Genomic DNA, 16,240 nt, shown 5'->3' on the forward strand with positions numbered 1-16,240 from the left:
CGAATCCTGCCAGCCGCGCCACCTTAAAAGGGCTTTCCTCCGGGAAAGCCCTTTTTCTTTTCCGCCTCCCCTTCCCTTGCTTACGACACGGCCCGCTTACAGGCGCCCTTGTCCAGGCCACGCCGCACGTTCGCCCTTCGTGCCGCACAAATGAAAACGGCGGCCATATTGGCCGCCGTCGATCAAGCGCCCGCTCGTGCTCCGGCAAGCGTCAATAATCCTGCCGCTCGCGCTCGATCCGCATGCCGCCGTCATGGCGCGCGTGCGCGCCGTCGTCGGTCGAACGCTCGCGCATGATCCGCATCACGTCCGGATTGGTCCGCACGCGCCGCATCACGTTCGCAAGATGCACGCGGTCGCTGACCTGGATCACGAAGCGCAGTACCGTCGATTCGTGCGTCAGATCCTCGTCCATCGCGATATGCACGATGTTCGCGTCGGCCGACGTAATGTCCGCCGCCACGCGCGCAAAGATGCCCTTGGTGTTCTTCACGAGCGCCTTCACCGCGACATCGAACAGGCGGCCCGGCTGCGGCGCCCATTCGACGTCGATCCAGCGGCCCGGATCGCGGCGATGAATCCGCTGCGCCACGCGGCAATCGGTCGTATGAATCGCCATCCCCAGGCCGATGCCGATGTAGCCCATGATCGCGTCGCCCGGAATCGGCCGGCAGCACGCGGACAACTGCACCGACATCCCTTCGGTGCCGGTAATCACGACCGGCGGCGCATGGTGCGCGGGATGCCGCTCGGACTTCGGCAGATCGTCGTCCGCATCGCGGCCGCTCATCAGCACCTCGATGCGCTTGGCCATCACCGCGGCAACGCGACGGCCGAGGCCGATGTCCGCGAAGATTTCCTGACGGCTCTTGTTGCCCGTCCACTGCACGAGTTTCTCCCACACCTCCGGCTCGACATCGGCGAGCGCGAGACCATAGCCTTTCAGGCTCTGGTCGACCAGCCGCTCGCCAAGCTGCACCGACTCGTTCAGGCGCATCGTCTTCAGGTAGTGACGGATCGCCGAGCGCGCCTTGCCGGTACGCACGAAGCCGAGCCATGCGGGGTTCGGCTTCGAATACGGCGCGGTGATCACCTCGACGATGTCGCCGCTCTTCAGCTCGGTGCGCAGCGGCAGCAGCTCGTTGTTGATCTTCACGGCCACGCACTGGTTGCCGAGATCGCTGTGGATCGAATACGCGAAATCGAGCGCCGTCGCGCCGCGCGGCAGCGCCATGATCTTCGACTTCGGCGTGAACACGTAGACCGCGTCGGGGAACAGGTCGATCTTCACGTGCTCGAGGAATTCGCTCGAATCGCCGGCTTCGCTCTGGATGTCGAGCAACGACTTCAGCCACTGGTGGGCACGCTTCTGCACGTCACTGAGATCGGCGCTGCCGTTCTTGTACAGCCAGTGCGCGGCGACCCCCGCCTCGGCAATCTCATGCATCTTGCGCGTGCGCACCTGGAACTCGATCGGCGCGCCGAACGGACCGACGAGCGTCGTGTGCAGCGACTGATAGCCGTTGATCTTCGGGATCGCGATGTAGTCCTTGAACTTGCCGGGCACGGGCTTGTACAGCGCGTGCAGCGCGCCGATGCACGTGTAGCAGTCGAGCGGGCTGTCGACGACGACGCGAAAACCGTACACGTCGAGCACCTGCGAGAACGACAGCTGCTTGTCGCGCATCTTGCGGTACACGCTGTAGATGGTCTTTTCGCGGCCGGTGATCTCGGCGTCGATCTTCGCGTCGGCCATCGCGCGTTGCGCGGCCTCGAGAATCTTGCTGATCACTTCGCGGCGGTTGCCGCGCGCCGCCTTGACGGCCTTCTCGAGTGTCGCGTAGCGATGCGGGTTGAAGTTCGCGAAGCTCATGTCCTGCAGCTCGCGATACGTGTTGTTCAACCCGAGGCGGTGCGCGATCGGCGCGTAGATATCGAGCGTCTCGCGCGCGACGCGGCGGCGCTTTTCCATCGGCACCGCGCCGAGCGTGCGCATGTTGTGCAGGCGGTCGGCGAGCTTGACGAGGATGACGCGCACGTCGCGTGCCATCGCGAGCAGCATCTTGCGGAAGTTTTCCGCCTGCGCTTCCTCGCGACTGCGGAACTCCATCTTGTCGAGCTTCGACAGGCCGTCGACCAGTTCGGCGACCTTCGGGCCGAACCGTTCGGCCAGCTCGCTCTTGGTCACGCCCTGGTCTTCCATCACGTCGTGCAGGAGCGCTGCCATGACGGCCTGCGCGTCGAGCTTCCAGCCGGCACAGATTTCCGCGACGGCGACGGGATGGGTGATGTAGGGTTCGCCGCTCTGGCGATATTGACCGAGGTGGGCTTCGTCGCTGAAGTGGAACGCCGCCTTGACCTCTTTGATTTCTTCCGGGGCGAGATACTCGGCCAGCACGGCCGTCAGTTTCGCGATCGAAACGACGCCGTGCTTGCGCGGCTGCTCCGGTGTGGCGGTCGGCCCGAACAGATGCCGGAAGGACTGTTCGAGGACCGCGTCGATGTACTGGCGCGCAGGCGACTGGGCCGTGGCTTCGGTGGTCGAATCCGCGGAGGCGGACGATGGGGTGGTGCTCATATTCGCCTCCAGGTCGAGTCGTTGCGCGCGTGGATTACATGGCTGGAACGGGCCGGATGCGCGTTACACCGGCACCTTCTTCAGCATCTCGACGCCGACCTGGCCGGCAGCGATTTCGCGCAGCGCGACGACGGTCGGCTTGTCGCGGCTTTCGATCTTCGGCGTATGGCCTTGCGCGAGCTGCCGCGCGCGATAGGTGGCGGCGAGCGCCAGTTCGAAGCGATTCGGGATTTGCTTCAGGCAGTCTTCGACGGTAATGCGAGCCATGTTGGTAATTCCTTCTGAATATAGTCCTTATTCTACCTTATGTCCCTCGTCCCCCGCGTCATTCCGCGTGGGGCAGATGGATGCCGAGCTCGATGAACAGCTCCGTGTGTCGCGCGTACTGCGAAGCAAAGCGCAGACGCGTGGCCGCGACGATGCATTCGAGCTCCGCGAGCGCACGCTCGAAATTCTCGTTGATCACCACGTATTCCGCTTCCGACGCGTGCGCGATCTCGCTGCCGGCGGCGAGCAGGCGGCGCGTGATCACGTTCGGTTCGTCCTGGCCGCGCTTCTTCAGGCGCTCCTCGAGTGCGTCGAGCGACGGCGGCAGGATGAAGATGCCGACCGCGTTGCGGAACTGCTTCTTCACCTGCAGCGCGCCCTGCCAGTCGATCTCGAGCAGCACGTCGTGGCCGTTCTTCATCTGCTCTTCGATCCAGACGCGCGACGTGCCGTAATAGTTGCCGTGCACTTCCGCGCTCTCGAGGAATTCATGCGCCGCGTGACGCGCGCGGAAATCCTCGACCGTCGTGAAGTGATAGTGCCGGCCGTCCTGCTCGCCCGGGCGCGGCTTGCGCGTCGTGTACGAGATCGACAGGCAGATGTCGTTGTCCTTCGACAGCAGCGCATTCACGAGCGTCGACTTGCCGGCGCCCGACGGCGCGACGACCATGAACAGGTTGCCGGGATAGACGCCGCCGTGCAGCGAATGCGACGCGTGGACGTCGCGGGTGGATTCGGTCATGTTGCTGTTACTCCAGGTTTTGCACTTGCTCGCGCATCTGCTCGATCAGCAGCTTCAGCGCCATCGACGCGTCGGCGAGTTCCTTCGCCGCCGCCTTCGAGCCGAGCGTGTTCGCTTCGCGATTCAGTTCCTGCATCATGAAGTCGAGACGCTTGCCGACGCGGCCGCCCTTCTCGATCACGTGACGCGTTTCGTTCAGGTGCGCGGTGAGACGCGACAGCTCTTCCGCGATGTCGATCCGGATCCCGTACATCGTCACTTCCTGACGAATGCGCTCCGCGGCCTCCTCGCGCGTGACGATCGTCGCGCCGCCTTCGGGCGCCGCGATGCCGAGCGCTTCCTGCAGCCGTTCGACGATCTTCTGCTGATGCTTCGCGATCAGCTCCGGCACGAGCGGCGTGATGCGCGCGACGATCGCTTCCATCTCGGTGACGTTCGACAGCAGCATCGTCGCCAGTTGCGCGCCTTCGCGCGAACGCACGACGACGAGCTCGCCGATCGCTTCCTTGCCGCACGCGAGCACCGCGTCGCGGATCGCTTCCGCCGACACGCCGCTTTCGGCGATCACGCCGGGCCAGCGCAGGATCTCGCCCGCGCGCAGGCGGCCGACGCCCGGGAACGTGTCCAGCACCGAGCGCTCGAGCTCGGCGAGCTGGCCGAGCGCCGACTGGTTCAGCGCGCCGGCGCCGATGCTCTGCTCGCCGCGCTGCAGGTTGATGCGGATGTCGACCTTGCCGCGCGACAGCTTGTTCATCAGCATTTCGCGCAGCGCGGGTTCGCACGCGCGCACGTCGTCCGGCATCCGGAAATTCAGGTCGAGGAAGCGCGAGTTCACGGTGCGCAGTTCGACCGACACGCTGGTGCCGCCGTTACCGGTGGCCGTCGCGAGTTCGCGCGTCGCGCTCGCGTAGCCCGTCATGCTGTAGATCATGGTTCGTCTCGCCGTCTGGGTGCCCTCGCGGGCGGGGATATGTCGAGGCGCCCGGCGCATCGGAAAGCGCGGGGCGGGAAGCGCGCATTATCCCATTTTTGGGAACCACCCCGCCGGGCAAGCCCGCCGTTCGGCGCTAAAATCGGGGTTTCCTCTCGTTCCGCGATTCCCACATGACGTCCTCCGTTTCCCGCCCGAGCGGCCGCCGCGCCGACGAACTGCGCAAGGTCGCCCTCACGCGCCACTACACGAAACACGCCGAAGGCTCGGTGCTGGTCGAATTCGGCGACACCAAGGTGCTCTGCACCGCGAGCGTCTCCGAACGCGTGCCCGATTTCCTGCGCGACCGCGGGCAAGGCTGGCTGACCGCCGAATACGGCATGCTGCCGCGCGCGACGCACACGCGCAGCGACCGCGAAGCCGCACGCGGCAAACAAACCGGCCGCACGCAGGAAATTCAGCGCCTGATCGGCCGCGCGCTGCGCGCGGTGTTCGATCTCGAGGCGCTCGGCCCGCGCACGATCCACATCGACTGCGACGTGATCCAGGCCGACGGCGGCACGCGCACGGCGAGCATCACCGGCGCGTTCGTCGCCGCACACGACGCCGTGTCGACGCTGATCGCGGCCGGCAAGCTCGCACGCTCGCCGATCACCGACCACGTCGCCGCGATCTCGGTCGGCGTGTACGAAGGCGCGCCCGTGCTCGACCTCGATTACGCGGAAGATTCGCGCTGCGACACCGACATGAACGTCGTGATGACCGGCGCCGGCGGCTTCGTCGAAGTCCAGGGCACGGCGGAAGGCGTGCCGTTCTCGCGCGCCGAGATGAACGCGCTGCTCGACCTCGCGCAAGGCGGGATCGCCGAACTCGTGCAGCTTCAGAAAGACGTGCTGGGCGCCTGACATGCCGGACGACCACACCATCGCGCCGCTGTCGCGCATCGTCCTCGCGTCGAACAACGCCGGCAAGCTGCGCGAATTCACCGCGCTGTTCTCGACGGTCGGCATCGAGATCGTCCCGCAGGGCGACCTCGCGGTGCCCGAAGCGGACGAGCCGTTCGGCACCTTCATCGAGAACGCGCTGACGAAGGCGCGTCACGCGTCGCGACTCACCGGGCTGCCGGCGATCGCCGACGATTCGGGCCTGTGCGTGCGCGTGCTGCGCGGCGCGCCGGGCGTCTATTCGGCGCGCTATGCGCAGCGCGCGGGCCGCGACAAGGGCGATGCGGCGAACAACGCGTATCTCGTCGAGCAGCTGCGCGGCGTCGACGACCGGCGCGCATACTATTGCTGCGTGCTCGCGCTCGTGCGCCATGCGGACGACCCCGAGCCGCTGTTCGCCGAAGGGCGCTGGGCGGGCGAAATCGTCGATACCCCGCGCGGCGAGCACGGATTCGGCTATGACCCGTATTTCTACCTGCCGTCGCTCGGCGCGACGGCCGCCGAACTCGAACCGGCCGTGAAGAACACGCACAGCCACCGCGCGCTGGCGCTGAAGGCGCTGCTCGCGCGGCTCGCGGAGGAAGCATGAGCATGCCCGATACCCCTTCGCAGCGGGAGGTTGCATGAGCCAGGCCGCGGAAACCGGCGCACGCGTCGTCGCGACCTTCACGTCGCCCGGCCAGGTGCGGCTCACGTCGCTGCCGCCGCTCGCGCTGTACGTGCATTTCCCATGGTGCGTGCGCAAGTGCCCGTACTGCGATTTCAACTCGCACGAATGGAAAGGCGAACGGTTTCCGGAAACCGAATATCTCGACGCGCTGCGCGCCGATCTCGAGCAGGCGCTGCCGCTCGTGTGGGGCCGGCAGGTGCATACGGTGTTCATCGGCGGCGGCACGCCGAGCCTGCTGTCGGCCGCCGGCCTCGACCGGCTGCTGTCCGACGTGCGCGCGCTGCTGCCGCTCGACGCCGATGCCGAGATCACGCTCGAGGCGAATCCGGGCACGTTCGAGGCCGCGAAGTTCGCGCAGTTTCGCGCGAGCGGCGTGAACCGCCTGTCGGTCGGCATCCAGAGCTTCAACGAAACGCACCTGAAGGCGCTCGGCCGGATTCACGACACCGCGCAGGCGCGCACAGCCGTCGAGATCGCCGCGAAGAACTTCGACAACTTCAACCTCGACCTGATGTTCGCGCTGCCGAACCAGACGCTCGACGAATGCCGTACCGACATCGAAACCGCACTGTCGTACGCGCCGCCGCATCTGTCGCTGTATCACCTGACGCTCGAGCCGAACACGCTGTTCGCGAAGTTCCCGCCGGTCGTCCCCGACGACGACGCGTCGGCCGACATGCAGGAATGGATTCACGCACGTACGGCCGAGGCCGGTTACGGGCGCTACGAAGTGTCCGCGTATGCGAAGCCGAATCATCAGTGCAAGCACAACCTGAACTACTGGCGTTTCGGCGACTATCTCGGGATCGGTGCGGGCGCGCACACGAAGCTGTCGTTCCCGAACCGGATCCTGCGGCAGGCACGCTACAAGCATCCGGCGACCTTCATCGAGCAGGCGATGGCCTGCACGGCCGTACAGGAGGAGCGTGAAGTCGGCGCGCGCGACCTGCCGTTCGAGTTCATGCTGAACACGCTGCGGCTCGTCGAGGGCTTCCCCGTGCACAGCTTCGCCGAGCGCACCGGCCTGCCGATGAGCACGATCGAGCCGGCACTGCAGGAAGCGGAACGGCGCGGGCTGATCGCACGCGATTTCGCGCAGATCGCGCCGACGCCGCTCGGCCAGCGTTTCCTCAACGACCTGCAGGAATTGTTCCTGCGCGACGATTGAGGGCATGAAGATCGCGGCATTTCGGTTACAATGCCGCCTCGTGTGGAAGCGTGGCCGAGCGGTTTAAGGCACCGGTCTTGAAAACCGGCGACGGGAAACTGTCCGTGAGTTCGAATCTCACCGCTTCCGCCAGGAAGTTTGCCAAACCCCGTCCATTCAGCGAATGACGGGGTTTTTTGTTGGTTCCCGCACGGCTTTCCCCCACGTTCCGACGTGTCCCGCCGGATGCCGTTACAATCCGGCGCTCCGATTCGCGAAACGGGAACCCCACGTCATGAAGCCCCTCATCGTCTCGTCGCTCGTCGCCTTGCTCGCGGCCGTCAGCACGCACGCGGCAGCCGACACCGCGTCCGGCAGCGCAGCGCAAGCGTCGTGCGCGATCGCATACGTGTCCGGCGTCGGCGGCTCGCCGCGCGGCCTGAGCGAATACCTCGCGAGCCCGTCGCCGTACAACTACCTGAAAGACAACGACCTCCAGTGCAAGGTGGGAGACGACGGACGCACGTCGAACTGCACCGGCGTGACCTACCTGCGCAACGAACAGGTGAGCGTGTACGACGATTCCGATCCGGCGACGCTCACCGTCGTGGCACGCGTGGAGCTCGACCATGGCCAGAAATACCCGGTGATCATCGTCGTGCAGCGCAAGGACGCCCGCTGCAAACAATGATGCAGCGCCGCGCGCGAACCCGTTCGTCGAAACGGCACGTGCGTTCGCGCCGGGTTCTCGCGCGGCATCCGAGCCACCGGCACGGGCAGCAGCCCGTCATCGCGCCGCAGCGCGCCGGAAGCCTCCCGGCCAGCCGCTCGATCACCTAGAATTCGATCAACACGGCGACACGACCGCCGCCGCGTACTCGATGCCGCGCGCGCCACCCCTGCGTGCGGTACACGGAGATCGCCATGACCGAACTGTCGATACCGACGGAACACGTCGATTACGAAGGCTTCGAGGTCCATGTCGTGCCGGCTGCCGTGCCCGGCAGCGACACGCGCTACACCTACACCGGCTACGTATGCCATCCCGGCGCGAATCCCGCGTTACCCGGCCACGCGGTACCGTTCCATACGGACGGCGAGGAAAGCTTCGCAAGCCTCGATGAAGCCGTCCACGAAGCCGTGCATGTCGGCAAGAGCATCATCGACGGCACGCACCCCGACCTGTCGGTCCTGTCACTCGTCACGCACGGTTTCTGAACCGGGCGGCACGCATCGCTGACGATTGCGCGGGCGTCCGCCGCGGTGCAGCCCGCGGCAACCGATGCGCGCTGCCGAACCGTCGCCAAGCGCCTGTGTGCCGGTCGCGTTCCTCGCCTTGCTTTCAACCTTGCAACAAGCGCGCCGGGATGCGGACGTGCGGCAGCCGCGCGAGCGTGCCGTCACATGTCACGTCACATCGCGATACGCGGGCGCACGCTGCGTCGCCATCAGCGATCGCGACACCCGGCATCGCCCGTTATGCGTTTCTCCCGATGCCGGCTCGCGTCCGTGCGCCTATCATTTTTTTATAGTCACTCCTGGCTAGCCTCCCATGCGCCCCCTTTCCCGTTCGCGCGTCGACCGGCTGCGTGCAGTTGCACTGGCCGTCGTCGCCATGCTCGCGGCGTGCACGATTACGCCACCTCCGTCGCTGCACTCGATCCTGACGATTCCGTCGGTCACACGCACTGGCAGCCTCGACCAATACCGCGTCGAAGTCGCGCAGCGTGTCGCCGAACGCAATCCGTCCGGCATGCTGCACGGCACGCCGCAGGCCATGCTCCGTTCGCTCGTCGTCGTGGCCTTCACCGTCGATGGCAGCGGCCGGCTCGTCAACGCGTCCGTCTATCGCAGCAACGGCGACAACGAAGCGGAAGCGCTCGCGCTCGCGTCGCTGCGCCGCTCGGCACCGCTGCCGCCGCCACCGTCGCGGCTGCTCGACGGCAACGGCCGGCTCGAAATGATGGAAGGCTGGCTCTTCAACGACGACGGCCACTTCCAGTTGCAAAGCACCGCGTCGGCGCAGGCGCAATCGATCGACTGACCGGCCCGCCGCACCGCGATTGCCGGTGCGCGGCGGCGCTGGCTATAATTTTCCGCAATCGCGCGGCCATCACGCCGCGCGCGCGTTCGTGCGCCCCACCCGGCATGCGAGCCGACCACGCCGGCACCGGGCGGCGGCGACGTACCCGTCTCCATCGTCGACCGGCGGGTGACGTCCGCGCCACGGCGCGCGTCCACGCCGCTACCGCATCATCCGCTCGGCTGCCCCCGGCAGGCGTCCGCCTGTCCGACCGCACGCCCAGCCGACCGCCCTAACGACAAAACGGAGACATCCATGTCCGCATCCCCCCCGACCGTTGCACACGCAACCGGTTCGGCCGGCGCCGTCAGCCACCGGCGCATCGTGTTCGCGAGCTTCATCGGCACCGCGATCGAGTTCTACGATTTCTATGTGTACGCAACGGCTGCCGCGCTCGTCATCGGCCCCGTATTCTTTCCACACGGCTCCGCGACCGCACAGGCACTGTCCGCATTCGTCACGTTCGGCATCGCGTTCATCGCGCGCCCGATCGGCTCGTTCCTGTTCGGGCACTTCGGCGACCGCATCGGGCGCAAATCGACGCTCGTCGCGTCGCTGCTCGTGATGGGCGTATCCACCACCGCAATCGGCTTCGTGCCCGGCTACGACGCGATCGGCACGCTCGCGCCGGTGCTGCTGTGCGTGCTGCGCTTCGGCCAGGGGATCGGCCTCGGCGGCGAATGGGGCGGCGCCGCGCTGCTCGCGACCGAGCATGCGCCGCAGGGCAAGCGGGGCTGGTTCGGCATGTTCCCGCAGCTCGGGCCCTCGGTCGGCTTCCTGATGTCGAACGGCCTGTTCTTCGCGCTCGCGTTGTCGCTGTCGGACGAGCAGTTCCGCAGCTGGGGCTGGCGCATCCCGTTCCTGGTCAGCGCGGTGCTCGTCGCGCTCGGCCTGTACGTGCGACTCAAGATCACCGAAACGCCCGCGTTCCAGGCCGCGCTCGATCGCAACGAGCGCGTACGCGTGCCGGTCGCGACCCTCGTCACGCAACACTGGCAGCCGACGCTGCTCGGCGCGCTCGCGATGGTCGTCTGCTACACGCTGTTCTATATCTCGACGGTGTTTTCGCTGTCGTACGGCGTGTCGGCGCTGCATATTCCGCGCCAGAGCTTCCTCGGCCTGCTGTGTTTCGCGGTCGTGTTCATGGGACTCGCGACGCCGCTGTCCGCGTGGGCATCCGATCGCTTCGGCCGCAAACCGGTGCTGGTCGTGGGCGCGATCGCCGCGCTGCTGTCGGGTTTCGCGATGGAACCGCTGCTCGGCAGCGGCTCGATGCCGCTCGTCGCGCTGTTCCTGACGATCGAGCTGTTCCTGATGGGCGTGACGTTCGCGCCGATGGGCGCGCTGCTGCCGGAACTGTTCCCGACCAACGTCCGCTATACGGGCGCGGGGGTCGCGTACAACCTCGGCGGGATCCTCGGCGCGTCGATCGCGCCGTACATCGCGCAACTGCTGGCGGCGCGCGGCGGGCTGTCGTGGGTCGGCGGGTATGTATCGGTTGCGGCGGCCATCAGCCTGATCGGCGTGCTGCTGATGCGCGAAACGCGCGACGCGTCGCTCGTCTGAGTCTCCGGGGCGACCCGGGTTGTGCGGTGGCCGGCGCTGCCTATACTCGATCCTGGGTGCGCCGCCGCGCGCCCGGGATCCCGCCCCGATGGAGCCGCCGCCATGAACATCCGCCTCGGCAATGCCGATCTCGTCCTGATCCTCGCGCTTGCGCTCGGTGGCGCGCTCCTGCTCGCGCTGCGCTTCCGGCCGAAGACGTGGCGCGGCCTCGTGTTCGAGGCGCTGCTGGCGAACCTGGCGGCGATCGCCGCCGTCGTCACGGTCGAGGCGCTGCTCGCCTGAACCGGCCCGCCCCGCTTCGTCAGGCGGTCAGTCGCGCGCGCAGCGCGCCGTAGGCCGGGCAGACCGCACCGATCGCGTCCAGCGCCTCCCCGACAGACGGCACCGTGCCCGGCTCGCCGATGGACAGGGCATTCGGCGCGCCGCCGATCCCGCAATGGTGCCGCGACGTCGCAACGAAGATCATCACGGTCGGCCGCTGCAACGCGTGCGCCATGTGCACGAACCCCGTATCGACCCCCACCACGAGCGCAGCCCGGCCAAGCGCCGCGCCGAGTTCGCGCACCGTCATCGCGGGCAGCACGACCGCCCCCGGCGCGCGTGCGGCGATGTCCTGCGCGTCGTCGTGCTCGGCAGCCGATCCCCACGGCAGCAGCACGCGCACGCCGCGCGCCATCATCTGCGTGGCGAGCGCGGCCCAGTGATCGGCCGGCCATTTCTTGTCGGGGTTGGACGTCGCATGGAACAACAGCATGAACGGTGCACCGTCGGTCACGGCCGTCGGCAGGTTCGCGTCCTGCGGCGGGACGATACCGTACGTGGCGATGCCCTCGGGCGCGTAACCGAGCGCCTCGCCCGCGCTCACGCGCATCCCGTGCCACGCATCGCAGTCCGGCCGCGGGCCGAAGCGATGCGAATACGCGAAGCGGGCGCCCGTTTCGCCGAGATCCTGCGTCTGGTAGCCGACGCGGCGCGCGGCGCGCGCCAGCGCCGAAATGATCGCGCTCTTGTAGACGCCGTGCAGGTCGATCACCGCATCGTAGCGGTGCGCCCGCAGCGCGCCGATCGACGCCGAGATCGCCTTCAGGTCGCCGCGATTGCGCATCTTCTTGAAACGGCGCAGCGGCGCGCAAAGGACACGGCTGACGCCCGGATGCCAGCGCACGACCTCCGCGCACGATTCGTCCACCGCCCAGTCGACCGTTACGCCGGGAAAGGCGCGATGCAGATCCGCCACGACAGGCAGCGTCTGGACGACGTCGCCGAGCGACGTCACTTTCACGATGAGGATGCGTTTCACGTTTGCGGGGAATAGCCAGCCATTTTGGGATGCTAACGACGGATACCCGCCGCGAACATTACTCTTGAATTACATTTGCAACGAAATGCTACAAGCTTGCGAAACCCTGTCGCCCACTGTGCGACCCCGGTTCCTTTTTATAATGTCTCCTTTGCCCGATGGCCCCGCCGATGCCACGCCCCGCTCTTGCCGCCCTTCCCGCCCTGTTTCCCGCCCTCACCCGTCGCTCGTTGAGGATCTGGCGCCAGTACGGCGTTTTCTGGCTCGGCGCGATTGTCGTCGGCCTTGCGGCCGTACTCTACGCGCGACTGATCGACTGGGGCTATGAAAGCTTCCGCACGATGCGCGATCACGCCGCGTGGCTGCCGCTGCTGCTGACGCCGGCAATCGCCGCGGTGTCGGTATGGATCACGCGCCGCTTCTTCCGCGGCGCCGAGGGCAGCGGCATCCCGCAGGTGATTGCGACGCTGCATGCGCGCCCGAGCGCGTTCGGCTCCCGGCTGCTGACGCTGCGCATCCTGTTCGGCAAGGTGCTGGTGTCGTTCCTCGGCATCCTCGGCGGCTTCACGATTGGCCGCGAAGGGCCGACCGTGCAGGTCGGCGCGGCGCTGATGTTCAACCTGCGGCGCTTCTACCCGCGCTCGAACGCGCAGATCGAACGCCAGCTGGTGCTCGCCGGCGCGGCGGCCGGGCTGTCGGCCGCGTTCAATACGCCGCTCGCCGGAATCGTATTCGCGATCGAGGAGCTGACGCGCAGCTTCTCCGCGCGTGCCAGCGGCGTGCTGATCACCGCGATCATACTCGCCGGCGTCGTCGCGCTCGGCCTGAACGGCAATTACACGTATTTCGGTACGATCGATGCCGGCCCCCATTTCCCGAAACTGCTGGCGCTCGCCGTGCTGGTCACCGCGATCGTGACCGGGATCGCGGGCGGGCTGTTCTGCTGGCTGCTGCTCAACACGGGGCGCTGGCTGCCCGCGCGGCTGCTGGGCCTGTATCGCGAGCGGCCGATCGCGTTCGCCGCGCTGTGCGGCTTCGCGATCGCCGTCGTCGGCCTCGTATCGGGCGGCACGACGTTCGGCAGCGGCTATGCCGAAGCACGCGGCCTGCTCGACGGCAGCCAGCATCTGTCGGTGTTCTACCCGTTCCTGAAAATGGTGTCGATGGTCGCGTCGTACCTGCCGGGCATCCCCGGCGGGATCTTCGCCCCGTCGCTGTCGATCGGTGCAGGGTTCGGCGACCTGCTGCACGTCGTGTTCAGCAACATGAGCCTGCCGATGCTGATCGCGCTCGCGATGGTGGGCTACATGGCGGCCGTCACGCAGTCGCCGATCACGTCGTTCGTGATCGTGATGGAGATGATCAACGGTCACGCACTCGTGATTTCGCTGATGGCCACCGCGTTGGTGTCGAGCCGCGTATCGCGCTTCTTCGCGCCGCCGCTCTACGAAACGCTCGCGCTGCGCTATCTCGCGCCGCCCGTCGCGGCCGCGGAACCGGCTGCGGCAGCCGCGGCGAGCACGACGGTGGCAACCGGCGTCACCGAGCCGCAGGATGCGGCCGCCGCGCCCGCCGACCCGCTCGACACGCTGCGCGACGAAGGTGGTGAAGTGCCGCCCGCCACCGCGCCGACCGAAGGCGCCACCGATGCGCCCGCGCCGCACGACGAGCCGGCCGCGGCCGGGACCAACGACGCGGCGCAGCCCGGCCCGCGCGACGCTCAGTAGATCACGACGGGTGCCGGCCGGTAGTACACGGGCCGCGCCGGCACGACGATGCACCCGGCCAGCGTGATCGCGACGAGCGCGATGGCGATTGCGGTTCTTTTCATCGCCCGCCTCCATCACGCCCAGTGGCCACGGGTCCAGAACCAGTTCGGACCGCGCTGGTCCCAATGGCCCGGCACCCATTGCATGCCGACGCGCTCGGCCTCCCAGTGGCCGCCGATCCACACGTAGCGGCCATGCTCCCAGTGCCAGTGCCCGCGATCCCACACATAGCCCACGCGCGCGGACGGCACGACCTCGTAGCGCACCGGCGGCGGCGCATTCGGCGCGACGATGACGACTTCCTCGGTGCGCACGGCGACCGGCTCGGCGACGACCACGCGGCCCTGCGGCGCGATCACGGGTGTGCCGACGAGAATCTCCTCCGCATGCGCGGCAAGCGGCGCGACGACGGCTGACAGGCTCGCGGCAAGCAGGGCGAGCGAAACGATACGACGTTGAACAGTAGAGACAGCCATCACAACCTCCAGGTTGAACAAGTTACGCGAGCGTATTCGTTCAATGCGGGAGGAGCGATAACGGCCGACAGGCGCCGTGTTACGGCGTGCCCGAAAGTGCAACAGGGCGTAAGACGCGCACGGCGGCGGCTGCCGCCGTGCGGAGGGACACAGGAAGCACTCAGGCCTGCGGGATCTCGATCTTCACTTCGAGGACTTCGAGATCGTCCTGGCGCTCGAGGCTCACGCGGATGTCATCGTTCGAAATATGGACGTACTTCGAGATGACCGCGACCAGCTCCTTCTGCAGCGCCGGCAGGTAATCGGCCGGCGGGCGGCCGCCGACACGCTCGTGCGCGATGATGAGCTGCAGGCGCTCCTTCGCGACAGACGCGGACTTCTTCTTCTCACCGAGGAGAAACGAAAGGATGGACATTGGCGGCCTCCGTTACTTGCTGCCGAAGAGGCGCTGCAGCAGGCCCGGCTTCTGGTAATCGGTGAAGCGCAGCGGCTTGTCTTCACCGAGGAAGCGCGCGACGACGTCCTTGTACGCTTCCGCCACGTCGGTGCCGTCGATATGCACGGCCGGCAGGCCCTGGTTCGACGCATGCAGGACGGCTTCCGACTCGGGCACCACGCCGATCAGCTTGATGCGCAGGATCTCGCTGATGTCCTCGAGCGACAGCATCTCGCCTTCGCTGACGCGCTTCGGGCTGTAGCGCGTGATCAGCAGGTGTTCCTTGATCGGATCCTTGCCTTCGGTCGCACGCTTCGTCTTCGACGACAGGATGCCGAGAATGCGGTCGGAGTCGCGCACCGACGACACTTCCGGGTTCGTGACGATCAGCGCTTCATCCGCGAAGTACATCGCGTGCAGCGCGCCCGCCTCGATGCCGGCCGGCGAATCGCAGACGATGTATTCGAAGTCCATCGCGGCGAGGTCGTTCAGCACCTTCTCGACGCCTTCGCGCGTGAGCGCATCCTTGTCGCGCGTCTGCGACGCCGGCAGGATGAACAGGTTCTCGCACTTCTTGTCCTTGATCAGCGCCTGGTTCAGGTTCGCTTCGCCCTGGATCACGTTCACGAGGTCGTACACCACGCGGCGCTCGCAGCCCATGATGAGATCGAGGTTGCGCAGGCCGACGTCGAAGTCGATCACGGCCGTCTTGTGGCCGCGCAGCGCGAGACCGGACGCAAAGCTCGCGCTCGTCGTCGTCTTGCCCACGCCGCCCTTGCCCGAGGTCACCACGATGATTTTTGCCATTTACCCAATACCCTGTGTTCGTCAATGAGAGCCGATCGATCCGGAGCGCACCGCGTGTATTACGTCAGGCGCAGCGGTTCGATCATCAGTTTTTCCTCTTCGAGCCGGATCTGCACCGCTTTCCCCAGTACATCGGCGGGCAACGGGTTCTCGGTTGTCCGATAGATACCCGCGATCGAAATCAGTTCCGGCTCGAGACACGTGCAGAAAATGCGCGCGTCGTGATTGCCGTGCACGCCCGCGAGTGCGCGGCCGCGCAACGGCGCGTAGATGTGGATATTGCCTTCCGCGATGATCTCCGCGCCGTGACTGACCGGCGCGAGCACCACGAGGTCTCCTTTCGCGTAAATCTGCTGCCCCGAACGCAACGGCCGGTCGATCACGAGCGTCTGGCCGCCCGGCTGGTTCGACACCGGCACCGGCTCGGACGCCTGCTCGGGCGCCACCGCGGCTGCCGCAGCGACGACGGCCTCGGCGACCGGCGACGCTTCCGCGCCCTCGGCCGGTTTCGCGGCCGGCGCGCG

General features: G+C 67.0%; 18 protein-coding genes and 1 tRNA gene. 10 read left to right on the forward strand and 9 right to left on the reverse strand.

Translation table 11 applies throughout. The annotated features are described in order from the left end of the window. Positions 1-211: 211 nt before the first annotated feature. The 4 genes from L810_RS41705 to L810_RS41720 form a co-directional block, all read right to left on the reverse strand. Positions 212-2,578 carry a RelA/SpoT family protein gene (locus L810_RS41705; protein WP_021164124.1) on the reverse strand — a complete coding sequence of 789 codons (2,367 nt, stop codon included), beginning with the start codon at positions 2,576-2,578 and terminating at the stop codon, positions 212-214. 63 nt (positions 2,579-2,641) lie between these two features. Beyond that, a complete protein-coding gene (rpoZ, locus tag L810_RS41710; RefSeq protein WP_006025620.1) occupies positions 2,642-2,845 on the reverse strand; it encodes a DNA-directed RNA polymerase subunit omega in 204 nt (67 codons plus the stop codon). A gap of 58 nt (positions 2,846-2,903) precedes the next feature. After that, entirely contained in the window at positions 2,904-3,587 is a 684-nt protein-coding gene (gene gmk, locus L810_RS41715; RefSeq protein ID WP_021164125.1) for a guanylate kinase, read from the reverse strand. Between the two features lie 7 nt (positions 3,588-3,594). Next, complete coding sequence (locus tag L810_RS41720; protein ID WP_021164126.1) at positions 3,595-4,518, reverse strand: YicC/YloC family endoribonuclease; 924 nt, start codon at positions 4,516-4,518, stop codon at positions 3,595-3,597. A gap of 173 nt (positions 4,519-4,691) precedes the next feature. Here L810_RS41720 and rph point away from each other — a divergent pair, with 173 nt between their 5' ends. From rph to L810_RS41765, 9 genes are all read left to right on the forward strand, one after another. Then, complete coding sequence (rph, locus tag L810_RS41725; RefSeq protein ID WP_021164127.1) at positions 4,692-5,423, forward strand: ribonuclease PH; 732 nt, start codon at positions 4,692-4,694, stop codon at positions 5,421-5,423. Between the two features lies 1 nt (position 5,424). Beyond that, positions 5,425-6,051 carry an RdgB/HAM1 family non-canonical purine NTP pyrophosphatase gene (gene rdgB / locus L810_RS41730; RefSeq protein ID WP_021164128.1) on the forward strand — a complete coding sequence of 209 codons (627 nt, stop codon included), beginning with the start codon at positions 5,425-5,427 and terminating at the stop codon, positions 6,049-6,051. Positions 6,052-6,085: 34 nt separating this feature from the next. Then, positions 6,086-7,300 (forward strand): radical SAM family heme chaperone HemW, encoded by a 1,215-nt coding sequence (hemW, locus tag L810_RS41735; protein ID WP_021164129.1) that lies wholly within the window; start codon positions 6,086-6,088, stop codon positions 7,298-7,300. Between the two features lie 44 nt (positions 7,301-7,344). Then, a tRNA-Ser gene (locus L810_RS41740) sits at positions 7,345-7,432 on the forward strand. A 142-nt stretch (positions 7,433-7,574) separates the two neighbouring features. Next, positions 7,575-7,970 carry a hypothetical protein gene (locus tag L810_RS41745; RefSeq protein WP_021164130.1) on the forward strand — a complete coding sequence of 132 codons (396 nt, stop codon included), beginning with the start codon at positions 7,575-7,577 and terminating at the stop codon, positions 7,968-7,970. A gap of 233 nt (positions 7,971-8,203) precedes the next feature. After that, entirely contained in the window at positions 8,204-8,497 is a 294-nt protein-coding gene (locus L810_RS41750; RefSeq protein WP_021164131.1) for a hypothetical protein, read from the forward strand. A gap of 334 nt (positions 8,498-8,831) precedes the next feature. Then, a complete protein-coding gene (locus tag L810_RS41755; RefSeq protein WP_021164133.1) occupies positions 8,832-9,323 on the forward strand; it encodes an energy transducer TonB family protein in 492 nt (163 codons plus the stop codon). A 294-nt stretch (positions 9,324-9,617) separates the two neighbouring features. Next, entirely contained in the window at positions 9,618-10,928 is a 1,311-nt protein-coding gene (locus L810_RS41760; protein ID WP_021164135.1) for an MFS transporter, read from the forward strand. A gap of 102 nt (positions 10,929-11,030) precedes the next feature. After that, on the forward strand, positions 11,031-11,210 hold the full coding sequence (locus tag L810_RS41765; RefSeq protein WP_021164136.1) for a hypothetical protein: 180 nt from the start codon (positions 11,031-11,033) through the stop codon (positions 11,208-11,210). A 19-nt stretch (positions 11,211-11,229) separates the two neighbouring features. Here the strand turns inward: L810_RS41765 and waaC are convergent, their stop codons facing one another. Next, positions 11,230-12,228: a lipopolysaccharide heptosyltransferase I gene (gene waaC / locus L810_RS41770; protein ID WP_021164137.1), complete on the reverse strand. Its 999-nt coding sequence runs from the start codon at positions 12,226-12,228 to the stop codon at positions 11,230-11,232. Between the two features lie 170 nt (positions 12,229-12,398). On the opposite strand from waaC, the gene L810_RS41775 reads away from it, so the two are divergent. Continuing rightward, entirely contained in the window at positions 12,399-13,955 is a 1,557-nt protein-coding gene (locus tag L810_RS41775; protein WP_021164138.1) for a chloride channel protein, read from the forward strand. A gap of 116 nt (positions 13,956-14,071) precedes the next feature. On the opposite strand, the gene L810_RS41785 is transcribed toward L810_RS41775, so the two are convergent. From L810_RS41785 to minC, 4 genes are all read right to left on the reverse strand, one after another. Further along, a complete protein-coding gene (locus L810_RS41785) occupies positions 14,072-14,473 on the reverse strand; it encodes a YXWGXW repeat-containing protein (protein WP_021164139.1) in 402 nt (133 codons plus the stop codon). Between the two features lie 160 nt (positions 14,474-14,633). Further along, the gene (gene minE / locus L810_RS41790) at positions 14,634-14,888 is read right to left on the reverse strand and encodes a cell division topological specificity factor MinE (RefSeq protein WP_006486661.1); all 255 of its coding nucleotides are present in this window, start codon (positions 14,886-14,888) and stop codon (positions 14,634-14,636) included. Between the two features lie 12 nt (positions 14,889-14,900). After that, positions 14,901-15,716: a septum site-determining protein MinD gene (gene minD / locus L810_RS41795; RefSeq protein ID WP_042978309.1), complete on the reverse strand. Its 816-nt coding sequence runs from the start codon at positions 15,714-15,716 to the stop codon at positions 14,901-14,903. 59 nt (positions 15,717-15,775) lie between these two features. After that, on the reverse strand, positions 15,776-16,240 hold a 465-nt coding region (minC, locus tag L810_RS41800; RefSeq protein WP_042978310.1), incomplete at its 5' end, for a septum site-determining protein MinC.

The organism is Burkholderia sp. AU4i, from assembly GCF_000466765.1.
In the GTDB taxonomy this organism is placed as follows: domain Bacteria; phylum Pseudomonadota; class Gammaproteobacteria; order Burkholderiales; family Burkholderiaceae; genus Burkholderia; species Burkholderia cepacia.